Consider the following 16146-nt stretch of genomic DNA (forward strand, 5'->3'; position numbering starts at 1 on the left):
TTCGGGCGCCTGCAGACCATGATCAGCAACGAACTCAAAGCCACTATCCAGGGCGCCTATTCGCGTTTTCTCGAAGCCAAGAGCCTCAAGCCGCGCTATGGCCAGCGCCTGATGATCGCCGAAGTGGCCAAGGTGCTTGGCGACATTGCCTGCGACGATGAAGGCCGCCGCGCTGGCGAGCCTGCCGTGGTGGCCGTGGAAGCGGGCACCGGTACCGGCAAGACGGTAGCCTACAGCCTGGCAGCGATCCCGGCGGCCAAGGCCGCCGGCAAACGCCTGGTGATCGCCACGGCCACCGTGGCCCTGCAGGAACAGATCGTCTTCAAGGACCTGCCCGACCTGATGCGCAGCAGCGGCCTCAACTTCAGTTTCGCCCTGGCCAAGGGCCGTGGCCGCTATCTGTGCCTGTCCAAGCTCGACATCCTGTTGCAGGAAGGCCACGCCCAGTCAGCCACGGCTCAGTTGTTCGAGGAAGAAGGCTTCCGCATCGAAGTCGACGAGCGCAGCCAGAAGCTGTTCAACAGCATGATCGAGAAGCTTGCCGGCAACCGCTGGGACGGTGACCGTGACAGCTGGCCAGAGGCCCTGGAAGACCAGGACTGGGCACGGCTGACCACCGACCACAGCCAGTGCACCGGCCGCCACTGCCCCAACTTCCAGCAGTGCGTGTTTTACAAGGCCCGCGAAGGCATGGGCAAGGTCGATGTGATCGTCACCAACCACGACATGGTCCTGGCCGACCTGGCCCTGGGTGGCGGAGCGGTGTTACCCGACCCGCGCGATACCATGTACGTGTTCGACGAAGGCCATCATCTGCCAGACAAGGCCATCGGCCATTTCGCCCACTATTCGCGGCTGCGTTCCACCGCCGACTGGTTGGAGCAGACCGCCAAGAACCTGACCAAATTGCTGGCCCAGCATCCGCTGCCCGGCGACCTGGGCAAGTACATCGAGCAGGTGCCGGAGCTGGCGCGAGAAGTACGCACCCAGCAGCAGTTCATGTTCACCCTTTGTGAACAGGTGGCTGACTTCCGTCCCAGCGAGGACACCGAAGGCCGTGAGCGCCCGCGTTACCGTTTCGAGGGTGGGGTGGTGCCGGAGCAGATTCGTGAAGTGGGCATCGAACTGAAAAAGGGCTTTGCCCGCCTCAACGATCTGTTCACCCGCCTGGCTGACCTGCTCAAGGAAGGCATGGACGGTGAGGTCAATATCGGCATCGCCAGCCACCAGGCCGAAGAGTGGTATCCGCTGTTTGGCAGCCTGGTCACCCGTGCCCAGGGTAACTGGGAGCTGTGGACGGCCTTCACCGCCGAAGACCCGGAAGACAGCCCGCCCATGGCGCGCTGGCTGACCTTGGCCGAAAGTGGCGCGCTGTTCGACATCGAAGTCAATGCCAGCCCCATCCTCGCCGCCGACATGCTGCGGCGCAGCCTGTGGAGCGTGGCCCACGGCGCGCTGGTGACCTCGGCGACATTGACCGCGCTGGGCAAGTTCGACCGTTTCCGCATGCGTTCGGGGTTGCCGCGCGACGCAGTCACCTGCGTGGTGCCCAGCCCGTTCGTGCATGGCGATGCCGGCCTGTTGCGGGTCCCCGACCTGCAGGCCGACCCACGCGATGCAGCAGCGCACACCGCGGCGATCATCCGCGAACTGCCGAACATCGTCGAAGATGCCCGTGGCGCGCTGGTGTTGTTCTCGTCACGCAAGCAGATGCAGGATGTGTTTGACGGTCTGGACCGTGACTGGCGCAAGCTGGTGCTCATCCAGGGCAACCTTTCAAAGCAGGAAACACTGAACAAGCACAAGGCGCGGGTCGACGATGGCCAGCACAGCGTGCTGTTCGGCCTTGCCAGCTTTGCCGAGGGTGTCGACCTGCCGGGCGCGTATTGCGAGCACGTGGTCATCGCCAAGATTCCCTTTGCTGTGCCCGACGACCCGGTCGAAGCTGCGCTGGCCGAGTGGATCGAGGCACGTGGCGGCAACCCTTTCATGGAAATTGCCGTGCCTGACGCCTCGTTGAAGCTGATCCAGGCCTGCGGCCGCCTTCTGCGTACCGAGCAGGATCGCGGCGTTATCACCTTGCTTGACCGGCGCTTGGTCACGCAGCGCTACGGCAAGGCTATTCTCAATGCGCTGCCGCCGTTCCGGCGGGAAATTTCCTGACCGCCGGAGCACTTGCGCCGGCGCATTGTCCATTACTCGTCTTGGGCCCATCAGGGTCCTGAAGGAGAGCCCCAGCCTTATGATCCGCCGCACCCTGCCCGCCGTATTCGCCTTGTTGTGCAGTTCACCCTTGCTGGCCGGGCAGCAAACGCTGTTCAGCTTCGTGCGCCCGGCTTCGGTGGTCAATGTGGCGACGGTGGATGCCGGCATGCCGCAGTACAACGCGGAACAAACGGCCGAGGGCGAGGTGTTGCGGCGTGTGGTGTTCAACCCGGCCCAGCAGCCGACCCTACGCCTGAGCCCGCAGAGTGGGGTGTGGGACTGGTCCGCTGGGCAGTTCCTGACCTTGCGCCTGCAAAGTGCCATGGACTGGGCATTGACCGTGGATGTCACCGTGCAAGGCAGCGATGGCCGCACCTTGACCAGCCGTATCGACCTGCCCGCGGGGCCCGCGCAAACCGTGCTGGTGCCCCTGACGGCCAGTTCGCCGCTGGACCAGGGCATGCGCGCCGGCCCGCCGATGCCCTGGAACCATGGTGGTCAGCGCCTCCTTTTGACCAGCAGTGCCGGTGCAGTCGACCTCAAGCAGGTGACCTCGGTCAGCCTGAGCATCCCCAGCCCCAAGGTGGCGCAGAGCCTGCTGATCGAGCGTGTCGGTATCCAGGATGACGACCAGGCGTACAGGGCGGCCTACCACGAGCTGATTGATGCTTATGGCCAGTCGACTCGCGGTAACTGGCCCGAGAAGGTATCCAGTGACGAGCAGCTCAAGGCGGCCGATACCCGTGAACAGCAACAGCTCAAGGGCTGGTTGGCAGAGCGCGGCAAGCAGCAGCTGGACGCTTACGGTGGCCTGGTGGGCGGTCCGGCCTTTGCAGCCAAGGGCTTCTTTCGCACTGAAAAGCGTGATGGCCGCTGGTACCTGGTAACGCCGGATGGGCACCCGTTCTATTCCCTGGGTGTGAACGCCGTGGCGGCAGACGGCGGGCGTACGTATGTCGCCGGGCGCGAAGGCATGTTCAAGGCCTTGCCCGCTGAGGGCGATGCACTGGCCGCGTTCTATGGCGAAAGCAACAATGACGATGGCAATGCCTCGTCGCAAGGGCGCAATTTCAAGCAGGGGCGCTGGTTCGACTTCTACGCCGCCAACCTGCAGCGTACCTATGGCAAACCCTGTCCGCCCGCAGTGGAGGGCCAGCCAGCCGATTGCGCGCCGCCGGTGCTGGATGCCGACCGCTGGCAGGCGCATGCGCTTGATCGCCTTCAGGCCTGGGGGTTCAACACTGTTGGCAACTGGAGCGAGCCGACGCTTGGCCAAGCCAGACGCATGCCGTATACCTTGCCGCTGTCGATCGTAGGCGACTACGCCAGCATCAGCACTGGCATGGACTGGTGGGGCCGCATGCCCGACCCGTTCGACCCGCGTTTTGCCATGGCCACCGAACGTGCCGTGGCCATCGCCGCGCGTGATCACCGTGACGACCCTTGGCTCATCGGCTACTTCGCCGATAACGAACTGGCCTGGGCCGCTCCTGGAAGCGACCCCAAGAGCCGTTATGGCCTGGCCTACGGCACCTTGCGCCTGACCACCGACGTGCCAGCCAAACGCGCATTCCTCAAGCAGTTGCGCGACAAGTATCGCAACCAGGAAGGGTTGTCCAAGGCCTGGGGCATCGAACTGACCGCCTGGGAACTCATGGAAGATCCTGGCTTCGAGGCGCCGTTGCCTGACCCGGAGCACCCGGAAATCGAACGGGACTACCAGCACTTCCAGCGGGTATTTGCCGAGACCTACTTCAAGACCATTTCCGATTCGTTGAAGTGGCATGCGCCCAATCACATGCTCCTGGGTGGCCGCTATGCGGTCAGCACACCGGAGGCGGTCAAGGCCTGCGCCGAGTTCTGCGATGTTCTGAGCTTCAACTTCTATACCCTCAAGCCGCAGGACGGCTACGACTTTGCCCGCCTGGCGGAGCTGGACAAGCCGGTGCTGGTGTCCGAGTTCCAGTTCGGCTCGCGTGATCGCGGGCCGTTCTGGCCGGGGCCATTGGAGCTGGCGCGGGAAGAGGATCGCGGCCCGGCCTATGCAAACTTCCTCAAGGCCGCCATGGCGCAGCCGATGATCGTTGGCGCGCACTGGTTCCAGTACCTCGACCAACCGGCCAGCGGTCGCCTGCTCGATGGTGAGAACGGCCACCTCGGGTTGGTGGCGATTACCGATATGCCCTATCCAGGGTTTGTCGATGCCGTGCGCAAAAGCAATCTGCAAACCATGAACCAACTGCGTGCCGAGCTGGAAAAACCGGCCCCCTGAGATCAGGCAGATGCAGTCAACCCAGGTGAGAGCGGCCTTGTGTCGCGACCACTTGGCCCAAGCCTGTTTGCAAAACACCCAACTACTGAAACAATGCACACCTTTTTGGATATGGTCGTACGGAGAGCAGCGGGTGCAGATCCAGGGTCACTATGAGCTGAAGTTCGAAGCTGTGCGCGAAGCTTTTGCCGCACTGTTCGATGATCCCCAGGAGCGTGGCGCCGCGCTGTGCATCCAGGTGGGTGGCGAAACCGTCGTTGACCTGTGGGCCGGCAGTGCCGACAAGGACGGCCAGCAGGCCTGGCACAGCGATACCATCGCCAACCTGTTCTCCTGCACCAAGACCTTTGCGGCCGTTACCGCCCTGCAGCTGGTCGGCGAGGGCAAGCTGGCCCTCGATGCCCCGGTGGCCAACTACTGGCCCGAGTTCGCCCAGGCGGGTAAGCAGTCGATCACCTTGCGTCAGCTACTCAGCCACCGTGCCGGCTTACCGGCCATACGCAAGCTGTTGCCGGCTGAAGCCTTGTATGACTGGCAGTTCATGGTCGATGCCCTGGCAGCCGAGACACCGTGGTGGACGCCAGGCACAGAACACGGCTATGCCGCCATCACCTATGGCTGGCTGATCGGCGAGCTGATTCGCCGTGCCGACGGCCGTGGCCCTGGCGACTCGATCGTGGCCCGCACCGCCCGCCCATTGGGGCTGGATTTCCATGTTGGCCTGGCCGACGAAGAGTTCCACCGCGTGGCGCATATCGCCCGTGGCAAGGGCAATGCTGGAGACAGTGCAGCGCAACGCTTGCTGCAGGTGACCATGCGCGAGCCTGAGGCGCTGTCGACCCGTGCCTTTACCAACCCGCCCGCGATACTGACCAGCACCAACAAACCGGAATGGCGACGCATGCAGCAGCCAGCGGCCAATGGCCATGGCAACGCACGCAGCCTGGCGGGGTTCTATGCCGGGCTGCTGGACGGCAGCCTGCTTGAATCCGAACTGCTCGATGAGCTGACCCGCGAGCATAGCCTTGGCCAGGACCGTACCTTGCTCACCCAGACCCGTTTCGGCCTGGGCTGCATGCTCGACCAGCCCGATGTGGCCAATGCCACCTTTGGTCTCGGCGCCCGCGCCTTTGGCCACCCCGGTGCCGGTGGTTCGGTCGGTTTTGCCGACCCGGAGTACGATGTGGCCTTCGGTTTTGTGGTCAATACCCTCGGCCCTTACGTGCTGATGGACCCACGAGCCCAGAAATTGGTACGCGTCCTTGCCAGTTGCCTTTGATCGGGTAATGCGGGTATTGCCACACCCCTTTGACTATTCTCAATGCCAACGCCTGAAGTTCGTAGGCAAAATATCTTTCTATTTCATGGTGTATCGCTGATGTCTTCACATAAAACCTTAGCACTCGCCCTGTGCCTGACCGCCGTTACCGGCTGCGCCAGCCACTCCCCGGACGGCTCCAAGGAAGGTGGCTCCAGCTGGTGGCCTTTCGGTTCGGACAAGGTTGCCGAGCAGGAAGTGAAGTCAGCCGTCACTGAAAACGTGGCCAAAGCCGATGCCAAATCCGAAAGCTCCAGCCGCTGGTGGTGGCCGTTTGGCGGTGACGACAAGCAAGCCAAGGGGCCGGTGGTACCGAAGATCGATCAGAAGGCCACGCAGGCCTGGCTGGACGAATACGAGCCCAAGCTGCGCGAAGCGATCAAGGACAGCAAGCTGGAGCTGGAGCGTCGTGACAACGTGCTGGCGGTAACCCTGCCGGTGGACAGCTCGTACAATCCTGATCGCCCGAACATGTTGCTGCCCATGTCCCTGGGCCCGATTACCCGCGTTGCCAAGACTGTCGAAGGCGACCCCAAGACTGCCGTGCTGGTACTGGGCCATGCCGACAGCAGCGGCGCCGCCGTTGCCAACCAGAAGCTCAGCCTGGAGCGCGCCGCTTCGGTATCGGCCATCTTCCGCCTCAGCGGCCTGCAGCGTGACCGCCTGACCCTCAAGGGCATGGGTTCGGTGATGCCGCGCGCTGCCAACGACAGCGCCGAGGGGCGCGCCCTGAACCGCCGCGTGGAAATGTTGCTGACCCCGCAAAACACCATGGTCGCGCTGCTGGCCAAATACCAGCAGGCCGCCCCGGCACCCGTCCCGGCCTCGATGGTGGCGGTGCAGGATGCCAAGGCACCAGCCGCTAAGGCCGCTGGCAGCAAACCGGCCGTCAAGGCTGCGGCGAAGAAACCTGTAGCCAAGGCCAAAACGCCTGCGAAGACTGCAGCCAAGAAAAAAGCTGCGCCGGCCAAGCCTGCCGCCAAGAAAGCTGCCGTTGACAAGAAAGTAGCTGCCAACAGCCCTGCGAAGACCAACTGATCGTCAAGGAACCGCAGTAATGACCCAATCCCTGGCCGATATGCGCCGCGACTACACCCGTGATGGCCTGACCGAAGCCCAGGCACCAGGGGAGCCGTTCGCCCTGTTTCACCAGTGGTTCGCCGATGCGGTGAAAACCGAGCAGGTACCGGTAGAAGCCAACGCCATGACCTTGGCCACCGTGGACGGCGAAGGTCGCCCGCATTGCCGTGTATTGCTGTTGAAGGGGCTCGACGAGCAGGGTTTCACCTTCTTCACCAACTATGACAGCGCCAAGGGCCAGCAACTGCAAGCCAACCCCTTTGCGGCAATGACCTTCTTCTGGCCGGCGCTGGAGCGTCAGGTGCGCATCGAGGGCCGGGTGCAGAAGGTCACGGCGCAGGAGTCGGATGCCTACTACCAGGTACGCCCGCTGGGTAGTCGCCTGGGGGCCTGGGCTTCGCCACAGAGCCGCGTGATTGCCGGGCGTGAAGAGCTGGAGGGCCTGGTTAAGGCCACCGAAGCGCGTTTCTCCGACACCCAGCCGCACTGCCCTGAGCATTGGGGGGGATACCGTTTGTTGCCCGAGCGCATCGAGTTCTGGCAGGGGCGGGCAAGCCGCCTGCATGATCGTTTGAACTATCGGCTGGTGGATGGGCAGTGGCTGCGAGAGCGGCTGGCGCCCTGAGCAACTGGGGCCGCCAAGCGGCCCCAGCCATTGATCAAGCTACCCCGGATAACCTGCCGCCTCGCGCTCCAACCACCCCGCCAGTTGCTTACGCCCCACCTTCTCCTGGCGCGCCTGCGCCAACCTTTCCAGCATGAACGCGCGTTTTTCAGGATCGGCCCCTGCCAGCGACAACGCCAGGTCGCGGTCCATCCAGCGGCGCATGCGCACATACAACCACCAGTGGAAATACAGTCCCGCAACGGTGGTGACCACGACGATGAAGTAATCCATGGCTATTCTTGGTCTCACTTGAAAGGCCTTCGACACAGCCCGGCAGGCTGTACCCCGGCTGAATGAAAACAATTTTATTACGTTTGTACCGTGACAGCCGTCAATGTGCAGCGTCTAATGAGCACCTGACTTATGGAGACTTTACCCATGCGTAAATCCGCTTTGCTGGTGGCGACCTTTACCACCATGTCGCTGCTGCTGGGGGGCTGTGCCTCGAGCCTGACCGGTGACAGCTACTCTCGTGACGAAGCCCGCCGCGTGCAAACCGTGCGTATGGGTACCATCGAATCCCTGCGTCCGGTCAAGATCGAGGGCACCAAGACCCCGATTGGCGGCGGTGCCGGTGCCATCGTGGGTGGTGTAGCCGGCAGCGCCGTGGGCGGTGGCCGTGGCAGCATCGTGGCTGCCGTGATCGGTGCCGTGGCCGGTGGCTTGGCGGGTTCCGCAGCAGAAGAAGGCCTGACCCGTACCCAAGGTGTCGAAATTACCGTTCGTGAAGATGATGGCAGCATGCGCGCCTATGTACAGGCCGTGCAGGAGAACGAAGTCTTCCGCGTTGGCGAGCGCGTGCGCATCATGACAGTTGACGGTACCAGCCGCGTTTCGCACTGACCGTAGCGCAGTAAAACAAAACCCCGACATGGCTGCTGCCAGTCGGGGGTTTTTCATGCTTCAGCCAAGTCAGGCAACGCTGGTTTTGCGGCTGGCCATTGCGGTGACGGCGTAGCCGATCACCGCGGCAAAGAACGAACCAGTAAGAATACCCATGCGGTCCATGCCTGCATACTCACTGCTACCCGGGGCGAAGGCGAGCGAGCCTACGAACAGGCTCATGGTGAAGCCAATGCCGCAGAGTATCGCCACCCCCAGAATTTGCCCCCAACCAGCACCCGCAGGCAGCGCGGCCAGGCGCAGCTTGACCGCCACCCAGGTCAGGCCGAAAACCCCCACGGTCTTGCCCAGCAACAGGCCGACCGTGATGCCCATCGGCACGGGGTGGGTGAAGCTGTCTACGGTCATGCCTGCCAGCGAAACGCCGGCATTGGCGAAGGCGAAAATTGGCAGGATGGCATAGGCCACCCAAGGGTGCAGGGCGTGTTCCAGCGCCAAAAGAGGTGACGATTCAGCATTGCGTGTACGCAGCGGGATGCAAAGGGCCAGGGCGACACCGGCCAGAGTGGCGTGCACGCCACTTTTGAGCACGCAGACCCACAGGATCAGGCCAACGATCATGTAGGGCCCGAGCTTGACGACGCCAAGCCGGTTCATCGCCACTAGCACCACCAGACAGGCCGCAGCCAGCAGCAGCGACACACTCGACAGGGTGCCGGAGTAGAACAGGGCGATGACAATGATCGCACCCAGGTCGTCGATGATCGCCAGGGTCATCAGGAACAACTTCAGTGACACCGGTACGCGCTTGCCGAGCAGGGCCAGGACGCCGAGGGCGAAGGCGATGTCGGTGGCGGTAGGGATCGCCCAGCCTGCCACGGCTGCAGGGTTGTCACGGTTGATGAACCAGTAGATCAGCGCTGGCACCACCATGCCGCCCACGGCTGCGGTGGCAGGCAGGATCACTTGTGAGGGCTTGGACAGGTGACCGTCGACCACCTCGCGTTTGACCTCCAGGCCGATGAGCAGGAAGAACAGGGCCATCAGGCCGTCGTTGATCCACAGTAGCAATGGCTTGGCGATGTTCAGCGCGCCGACCTGGACGGCGACGGGTACGTCGAGCAAGCCGCCGTACAGGTAGGACAGTGGCGAGTTGTTGATGATCAGGGCCAGAACGGCGGCGGCGATGAGCAGCAGGCCGCTGGCAGCTTCGAGCTGGAAGAAACGGGTAAACAGGCTACGCACGGGCTGTAGGCCCTCCATGAGCAGTTTACGAAGGGTGCGGGCGTACACCCTAGCCTGTAGAGATATGCTTTCAAACAAAAGACATATTCGTTTTTGTTATATGTTGTTGCTGACAGGCCTGGGGCAAGCCTAGATGGATTTGGGGAAGGATGGGGGGAAGTCTGGAGTAGGTGCTGGAATAGCTGGAGTAGGTGCTGGAATAGACTGATGCCGGACCGGGCCCTTTCGCGGGTAAACCCGCTCCTACAGGGGACCATTGTTCCGTGTAGGAGCGGGTTTACCCGCGAAGAGGCCCTGTCAGTCGCTAAAGAGTCAGAGGCCGAGCATATCCCGCGCCACCGCCTCTGCGATGCGAATGCCATCCACACCAGCTGACAGGATCCCGCCCGCGTACCCGGCCCCTTCACCCGCCGGGAACAGCCCTTTGAGGTTCAGGCTCTGGTAGTCCTCACCCCGGGTAATCCGCAGTGGCGACGAGGTACGCGTCTCGATCCCGGTCAACACCGCATCATGCAGGTTATAGCCCTTGATCTGCCGGTCGAACGCCGGCAGTGCCTCACGGATCGCCTCGATGGCGAAGTCCGGCAGGCTCGGCGCCAGGTCACCCAAGGTCACGCCCGGCTTGTAGGACGGCTCGACACTGCCCAGTGCGGTCGAGGGCCGGCCGGCGACAAAATCACCCACCAGCTGTGCCGGGGCCTGGTAGTTGCTGCCGCCCATTACATAGGCGTGCGCCTCCAGGCGCTCCTGCAGTTCGATACCGGCCAACGGGCCACCCGGGTAGTCGCGCTCGGGGTCGATGCCGACGACGATGCCGGAGTTGGCGTTGCGCTCGTTACGCGAATACTGGCTCATGCCGTTGGTGACGACTCGCCCTGGCTCGCTGGTGGCCGCGACCACGGTGCCACCCGGACACATGCAGAAGCTGTATACCGAGCGGCCATTCTTGGCGTGGTAAACCAGCTTGTAGTCGGCGGCACCCAGTTTCGGGTGGCCGGCGTACTTGCCCAGACGTGCCTTGTCGATCAGCGTTTGCGGGTGCTCGATACGGAAGCCCACCGAGAACGGTTTGGCTTCCATGTAGACACCTTTGGCGTGCAGCATGCGGAAGGTGTCGCGGGCGCTGTGGCCCAGGGCCAATACCACATGGCGCGAGTGCAACTGCTCGCCGCTTTCAAGCACTACACCGGTCAGTTGGCCATCTTCGATCAACAGGTCGGTGACCTTCTCCTGGAAGCGCACTTCGGCCCCCAGGGCGATCATGTCCTGGCGCATCTGTTCGACCATGCCGGTGAGGCGGAAGGTGCCGATGTGCGGCTTGTTGATGTACAGGATTTCGTCTGGCGCACCGGCCTTGACGAATTCTTCCAGCACTTTGCGGCCGTGGTGTTGCGGGTCCTTGATCTGGCTATACAGCTTGCCGTCCGAGAAGGTACCGGCGCCGCCTTCACCGAACTGCACGTTGGACTCGGGGTTGAGCACGCTCTTGCGCCACAGGCCCCAGGTGTCCTTGGTGCGCTGGCGCACTTCCTTGCCACGTTCGAGGATGATCGGCTTGAAGCCCATTTGTGCCAGCAACAGACCGGCAAAGATGCCGCACGGGCCGAAACCGACCACGATCGGGCGCTCCTGCAGGCCTGCTGGGGCCTGGCCGACGAACTTGTAGGTGACGTCTGGGGCTGGGCCGATGTTGCGATCATCGGCGAACTTGCTGAGCAGCTCGGCCTCGTTGCTGGCTTCCAGGTCGATGGTGTAGATGAACAGCAGTTCGCTGTTCTTCTTGCGCGCATCGTAGCTGCGCTTGAACAGGTTGAAGCTGAGCAGTTGCTCGTCGCGGATGCCCAGGCGCTGGACGATGGCTTCGCGTAGCGCTTCGTCGGGATGGTCCAGGGGCAGCTTCAGTTCGGTGATTCGTAGCATGGCAGGGTCCAGTATCCCGGCCATGGGCGGCCGGCGGCTTTACACAAACCGCCAAGTATAAGCTGTTAGCCGCCCCGACTGGCAGGATAAAAGCGCCCGGCGATCAGTTGTCGCGCGCACCACCGTAGTAACCGCAGCCGCGCAGGGTCTGGCCGTCGATGCGCAGTTCGGCGCGCAGGTGGTGGATGGCGCCGGTGGCGCTGTCGACGCAGCGTTGCGGGGCGACCCACAGTTCCACGTGCTGGCCGTTGGCTTCGCTGGTCAGGGTCAGGCCGCCGCCGGGCACTTCTTCTTCGAGAAATGGCAGTGGCAGCGGGTCTTTGCCGATGCGGTTGAGCACCATGCCCTTGCCGCTGGCCTTGATGTCCCAGTCCGGTTCATGGCCATTGGCGCGCAGGGTCAGCTGCTTGAAGTTGGGGTCGTCGCAAGCGCGGGTGGAGGGTTCCAGGCGGTACAGGCGGCTGACTTCCAGCTGGCCGTCGTTGTCGGCCTGCTTGGCGCCCGTGAGGCGACCGCGCACGTCGGCGAACAACTTGGCATTGGCGTCCTTGGCCAGGTTGGCGGACTCCTGCAGGATGCCGGTGCCGGCGACGTCGTTGATCACGAAGCGGCGTGCTTCGCTGCAGGGCTTGAACAACAGGCGGCCGCCGTTGGCGCTCAGTTCGCCCTGCATGCGTGTGGTGCCGATGTTCGGGTCACGGGGCTGCTCGGCCAGTAGCTGGCAGCCAGCGAACAGCGGCAGCAGGGCACTGAGCAGCAGGGTAGGGGTGAGGCGCATGGGGCGGGCTCCGGGGAATCTTTGCCAAAGAGCTGGCCACGATACACGTCCTGCGGGCAGAAAAAAGGGCCCGAAGGCCCTTTTTCATTCAACCCCCCAGGTAGGCATCGCGCACCTTCGGGTCGGTCAGCAGTGCCTCACCGGTGCCCTGCATCACCACCCGACCGTTCTCCAGCACATACGCCCGGTCAGCGATCTTCAGCGCCTGGTTGGCGTTCTGCTCCACCAGGAACACCGTCACGCCATCGCGGCGCAGCTGTTCGATGATGTCGAAGATCTGCTGGATGATGATCGGCGCCAGGCCCAGCGAAGGCTCGTCGAGCAGCAGCAGCTTGGGCTTGCTCATCAGCGCCCGGCCGATGGCCAGCATCTGCTGCTCGCCACCGGACATGGTGCCGCCGCGCTGGATGTAACGCTCTTTCAGGCGCGGGAACAGTTGCAGGACCTTGTCCAGTTGCTCCTGATAGTCGCCCTTGTCGGTGAAGAAACCGCCCATGGCCAGGTTTTCCTCGACCGTCAGGCGAGCGAACACGCGACGGCCTTCCGGCACTACCGCGATGCTTTTGCGCATGATGTGCGAGGAGGGCTGGCCGACCAGCTCTTCACCCAGGTACTTGATGCTGCCGCTGTGCGCCTGCGGCGAGCCGCACAGGGTCATCAGCAAGGTCGACTTGCCGGCACCGTTGGCGCCGATCAGGGTGACGATCTCGCCCTGGTTGATCTCCACGTTGACGCTGTGCAGCGCCTGGATCTTGCCGTAGAAAGTGGAAACGTTTTCGAACTTCAGCATTTACGCTTCCCCCAGGTAGGCTTTGATCACGTCAGGGTTGTCGCGGATCTCCTCCGGCGTGCCATGGGCCAGGGGGGTACCCTGGTTGATCACCACGATATGGTCGGAAATGCTCATCACCAGCTTCATGTCGTGCTCGATCAGCAGCACGGTGACGTTGTGCGACTCACGCAGGTAGGCGATCAGAGCCTTGAGGTCTTCGGTTTCCTTCGGGTTCAGGCCGGCTGCCGGTTCATCGAGCATGATGATGCGTGGCTGGGTCATCATGCAGCGGGCGATTTCGAGGCGGCGTTGCTGCCCGTAGGCGAGGGTGCCGGCCGTACGGTTGGCGAACTCGGTCAGGTTGACCTTCTCCAGCCAGTACTGCGCGCGTTCCATGGCCTCCTTCTCGCTGCGGCGGAAGCTCGGTGTCTTGAACAGGCCGGCGAAGAAGTTGGTGTTGAGGTGGCGGTGCTGGGCGATCAGCAGGTTTTCCAGTGCGGTCATTTCCTTGAACAGCCGCACGTTCTGGAAGGTCCGCACCACGCCCTTGCGGGCGATCTGGTGGCCGGCCAGGCCCTGAATCGGCTGGCCATCGAGCAGGATGGTACCGCCGCTGGGCTTGTAGAAGCCGGTCAGGCAGTTGAACACGGTGGTCTTGCCGGCGCCGTTCGGGCCGATCAACGCCACCACCTGTTTTTCCTTGACGGTCAGGGCCACGCCGTTGACCGCCAACAAGCCGCCGAAGCGCATGCTCAGGCCGCTGACTTGCAGAATTTCGCGGCTCATCGACGCAGCTCCATGTGTGGACGTTGCATAGGCAGCAGGCCTTGCGGACGCCAGATCATCATCAACACCATCAGCGCACCGAACATCAGCATGCGGTATTCGCTGAACTCACGCATCAGCTCAGGCAGCAGGATCATCACGATGGCCGCGAGAATCACGCCCAGTTGTGAGCCCATGCCACCCAGCACGACGATGGCGAGGATGATCGCCGACTCGATGAAGGTGAACGACTCCGGCGTCACCAGGCCTTGGCGCGCGGCGAAGAAGCTGCCGGCGAAACCGGCAAAGCAGGCACCCAGGGTGAATGCCGAGAGCTTGATCACGGTCGGGTTCAGGCCCAGTGCACGGCAGGCGATCTCGTCTTCACGCAGGGCTTCCCAGGCACGGCCGATCGGCATGCGCAGCAGGCGGTTGATCACGAACAACGCCAGCAGGGCCAGCAGCAGGGCCACCAGGTACAGGAAGATGACCTTGTTGATCGAGTTGTATTGCAGCCCGAAGAACTCGTGGAAGGTCTGCATGCCCTCGGCCGCACGGCGTTCGAAGGTCAGGCCGAAGAACTCCGGCTTGGGGATGTTGCTGATGCCGTTGGGGCCGCCGGTCCAATCGGTGAGGTTACGCAGGAACAGGCGGATGATCTCACCGAAACCGAGGGTCACGATCGCCAGGTAGTCACCACGCAGGCGCAGCACCGGGAAGCCGAGCAGGAAGCCGAATGTGGCAGCCATCAGGCCGGCAATCGGCAGGCACACCCAGAAGCTCCAGCCCAGGTAATGCGAGAGCATGGCGTAGCTGTAGGCACCGACGGCATAGAAGCCCACGTAGCCGAGGTCGAGCAGGCCCGCCAGGCCGACCACGATGTTCAGGCCCAGGCCCAGCAACACGTAGATCAGGATCAGCGTGGCGATGTCGACCGCACCGCGGGAGCCGAAGAACGGCCATACCAGTGCCATCACGATCAACCCGATGATGACATAGCGCTGGGTCTTGGGCAGGGTGAGGTAGTTGCTGACTGCCGGGGGGATCAGCTTGCGATCCGATCGGCGGCCCATCACCGAACTCCACTGCTTGTCGAACAGCACGCGCAGGAACATCAGCACCGAACAGACGGCGATGATGCTGATGGTGAACGAGCCCTGGCTGTGCACGACCAGGCTGATGCCATCGATGCTCAGTTTCAGGCCCAGTACTGGGAAGGCCACGGCCCAGACCAGCAAGGCGCTGAAGAACGCCTGTTTGAGATTTCTGTTCATACTTTTTCAACCTCCGGGCGGCCCAGGATGCCGGTCGGCCGGAATAGCAGGACAAGAACCAACAAGCCGAATGCCACCACGTCCTTGTACTGGTCGCCGAAGATATCGGCACCGAACGCTTCGGCCACGCCCAGCACCAGCCCGCCGAGCATGGCGCCCGGGATGCTGCCGATGCCACCCAGTACCGCCGCGGTGAAAGCCTTCAGGCCCACCAGGAAACCGGCGTTGGGGTTGATCACCCCGTACTGCATGCTCAGCAGCACGGCCGCCACGGCAGCCAGGGCGGCACCGATGACGAAGGTGAGGGCGATGATGTTGTTGGTGTTGATGCCCAGCAGGTTGGCCATCTTGATGTCCTCGGCACAGGCGCGGCAGGCGCGGCCCAGGCGGGAACGAGAGATGAACAGGGTGAGCAGGGTCATGGCCACCAGGGTGACGACGAACACCAGGATTTGCATGTAGCTGATCAGTACTTCTTCAGCACCGCCTGGTCCGAAGGAGAAACTCCCGGGGATCAGGTTGGGGATGGACTTGTCCTTGGAGTCCTGCGAAAGCAAGACCGTGTTCTGCAGGAAAATCGACATGCCGATGGCGGAAATCAGCGGGATCAGACGGTTGCTGTTGCGCAGGGGGCGGTAGGCAACCCGTTCGATGCTGTAGCCATAGGCACTGGTGACGAAGATCGTCGCGACGAAGGCGACGGTCATCAGGATCGGCAGCGAATGGATACCCATCATGGCCAGGCCCGCCAGGGCAATGAAGGCCACGTAGGAACCGATCATGTACACCTCGCCGTGGGCGAAGTTGATCATGCCAATGATGCCGTACACCATCGTGTAGCCGATGGCGATCAAGGCATAGGTGCTGCCGATGGTCAATCCATTAACCAGTTGTTGGAAGAAATGGTAGATCTCAGGCATTACAGCGCTCCTAAAAACCTGATTTGCATTTCACTGGCAGGGGTACGGCCAGGAAACCGCGGGTGACGGTTTTAAGATTTTCAGGTG

Annotated in this window: 14 protein-coding genes; 6 read left to right on the top strand and 8 right to left on the bottom strand. The window is 62.8% G+C overall.

What is annotated here, in order from left to right; all coding sequences use genetic code 11:
• Nucleotides 1-18: 18 nt before the first annotated feature.
• From dinG to pdxH, 5 genes are all read left to right on the top strand, one after another.
• Nucleotides 19-2163 carry an ATP-dependent DNA helicase DinG gene (gene dinG / locus ACZ889_RS09825; RefSeq protein ID WP_003254889.1) on the top strand — a complete coding sequence of 715 codons (2145 nt, stop codon included), beginning with the start codon at nucleotides 19-21 and terminating at the stop codon, nucleotides 2161-2163.
• 79 nt (nucleotides 2164-2242) lie between these two features.
• On the top strand, nucleotides 2243-4477 hold the full coding sequence (locus tag ACZ889_RS09830) for a beta-galactosidase (RefSeq protein ID WP_230064923.1): 2235 nt from the start codon (nucleotides 2243-2245) through the stop codon (nucleotides 4475-4477).
• 133 nt (nucleotides 4478-4610) lie between these two features.
• A complete protein-coding gene (locus tag ACZ889_RS09835; protein WP_004576208.1) occupies nucleotides 4611-5756 on the top strand; it encodes an EstA family serine hydrolase in 1146 nt (381 codons plus the stop codon).
• A 99-nt stretch (nucleotides 5757-5855) separates the two neighbouring features.
• On the top strand, nucleotides 5856-6833 hold the full coding sequence (locus tag ACZ889_RS09840; RefSeq protein ID WP_003254886.1) for an OmpA family protein: 978 nt from the start codon (nucleotides 5856-5858) through the stop codon (nucleotides 6831-6833).
• A gap of 19 nt (nucleotides 6834-6852) precedes the next feature.
• Complete coding sequence (gene pdxH, locus ACZ889_RS09845; protein WP_176685318.1) at nucleotides 6853-7500, top strand: pyridoxamine 5'-phosphate oxidase; 648 nt, start codon at nucleotides 6853-6855, stop codon at nucleotides 7498-7500.
• Between the two features lie 39 nt (nucleotides 7501-7539).
• On the opposite strand, the gene ACZ889_RS09850 is transcribed toward pdxH, so the two are convergent.
• Nucleotides 7540-7773 (bottom strand): hypothetical protein, encoded by a 234-nt coding sequence (locus ACZ889_RS09850; protein WP_014860076.1) that lies wholly within the window; start codon nucleotides 7771-7773, stop codon nucleotides 7540-7542.
• 147 nt (nucleotides 7774-7920) lie between these two features.
• Between ACZ889_RS09850 and ACZ889_RS09855 the strand changes: the two genes are divergently transcribed.
• Nucleotides 7921-8385: an outer membrane lipoprotein gene (locus ACZ889_RS09855; protein WP_003254883.1), complete on the top strand. Its 465-nt coding sequence runs from the start codon at nucleotides 7921-7923 to the stop codon at nucleotides 8383-8385.
• A gap of 69 nt (nucleotides 8386-8454) precedes the next feature.
• Here ACZ889_RS09855 and nhaA read toward each other — a convergent pair whose 3' ends face one another.
• From nhaA to livH, 7 genes are all read right to left on the bottom strand, one after another.
• Nucleotides 8455-9648, bottom strand: coding sequence for a Na+/H+ antiporter NhaA (nhaA, locus tag ACZ889_RS09860; RefSeq protein WP_179052744.1), 1194 nt, complete (start codon nucleotides 9646-9648; stop codon nucleotides 8455-8457).
• A gap of 294 nt (nucleotides 9649-9942) precedes the next feature.
• A complete protein-coding gene (locus ACZ889_RS09865; protein WP_019750617.1) occupies nucleotides 9943-11550 on the bottom strand; it encodes an NAD(P)/FAD-dependent oxidoreductase in 1608 nt (535 codons plus the stop codon).
• 103 nt (nucleotides 11551-11653) lie between these two features.
• On the bottom strand, nucleotides 11654-12328 hold the full coding sequence (locus ACZ889_RS09870) for a COG3650 family protein (RefSeq protein WP_003254880.1): 675 nt from the start codon (nucleotides 12326-12328) through the stop codon (nucleotides 11654-11656).
• Nucleotides 12329-12416: 88 nt separating this feature from the next.
• Entirely contained in the window at nucleotides 12417-13118 is a 702-nt protein-coding gene (locus tag ACZ889_RS09875) for an ABC transporter ATP-binding protein (protein ID WP_003254879.1), read from the bottom strand.
• On the bottom strand, nucleotides 13119-13886 hold the full coding sequence (livG, locus tag ACZ889_RS09880) for a high-affinity branched-chain amino acid ABC transporter ATP-binding protein LivG (RefSeq protein ID WP_003254878.1): 768 nt from the start codon (nucleotides 13884-13886) through the stop codon (nucleotides 13119-13121).
• Complete coding sequence (locus ACZ889_RS09885; protein WP_003254877.1) at nucleotides 13883-15139, bottom strand: high-affinity branched-chain amino acid ABC transporter permease LivM; 1257 nt, start codon at nucleotides 15137-15139, stop codon at nucleotides 13883-13885. The genes livG and ACZ889_RS09885 overlap by 4 nt, the downstream gene beginning before the upstream one ends.
• Entirely contained in the window at nucleotides 15136-16059 is a 924-nt protein-coding gene (gene livH / locus ACZ889_RS09890) for a high-affinity branched-chain amino acid ABC transporter permease LivH (protein ID WP_008097482.1), read from the bottom strand. The genes ACZ889_RS09885 and livH overlap by 4 nt, the downstream gene beginning before the upstream one ends.
• Nucleotides 16060-16146: the final 87 nt, after the last annotated feature.

The organism is Pseudomonas sp. TE3895 (assembly GCF_056278855.1).

Bases quoted from the DNA above. Each gene is read 5' to 3' on its own strand.
- ACZ889_RS09885 (WP_003254877.1), bottom strand. From the start codon at position 15,139: ATGAACAGAAATCTCAAACAGGCGTTCTTCAGCGCCTTGCTGGTCTGG.
- ACZ889_RS09840 (WP_003254886.1), top strand. From the start codon at position 5,856: ATGTCTTCACATAAAACCTTAGCACTCGCCCTGTGCCTGACCGCCGTT.
- ACZ889_RS09870 (WP_003254880.1), bottom strand. From the start codon at position 12,328: ATGCGCCTCACCCCTACCCTGCTGCTCAGTGCCCTGCTGCCGCTGTTC.
- nhaA (WP_179052744.1), bottom strand. From the start codon at position 9,648: ATGGAGGGCCTACAGCCCGTGCGTAGCCTGTTTACCCGTTTCTTCCAG.
- livG (WP_003254878.1), bottom strand. From the start codon at position 13,886: ATGAGCCGCGAAATTCTGCAAGTCAGCGGCCTGAGCATGCGCTTCGGC.
- dinG (WP_003254889.1), top strand. From the start codon at position 19: ATGATCAGCAACGAACTCAAAGCCACTATCCAGGGCGCCTATTCGCGT.
- ACZ889_RS09850 (WP_014860076.1), bottom strand. From the start codon at position 7,773: ATGGATTACTTCATCGTCGTGGTCACCACCGTTGCGGGACTGTATTTC.
- ACZ889_RS09875 (WP_003254879.1), bottom strand. From the start codon at position 13,118: ATGCTGAAGTTCGAAAACGTTTCCACTTTCTACGGCAAGATCCAGGCG.
- ACZ889_RS09855 (WP_003254883.1), top strand. From the start codon at position 7,921: ATGCGTAAATCCGCTTTGCTGGTGGCGACCTTTACCACCATGTCGCTG.
- ACZ889_RS09830 (WP_230064923.1), top strand. From the start codon at position 2,243: ATGATCCGCCGCACCCTGCCCGCCGTATTCGCCTTGTTGTGCAGTTCA.
- ACZ889_RS09865 (WP_019750617.1), bottom strand. From the start codon at position 11,550: ATGCTACGAATCACCGAACTGAAGCTGCCCCTGGACCATCCCGACGAA.
- pdxH (WP_176685318.1), top strand. From the start codon at position 6,853: ATGACCCAATCCCTGGCCGATATGCGCCGCGACTACACCCGTGATGGC.
- livH (WP_008097482.1), bottom strand. From the start codon at position 16,059: ATGCCTGAGATCTACCATTTCTTCCAACAACTGGTTAATGGATTGACC.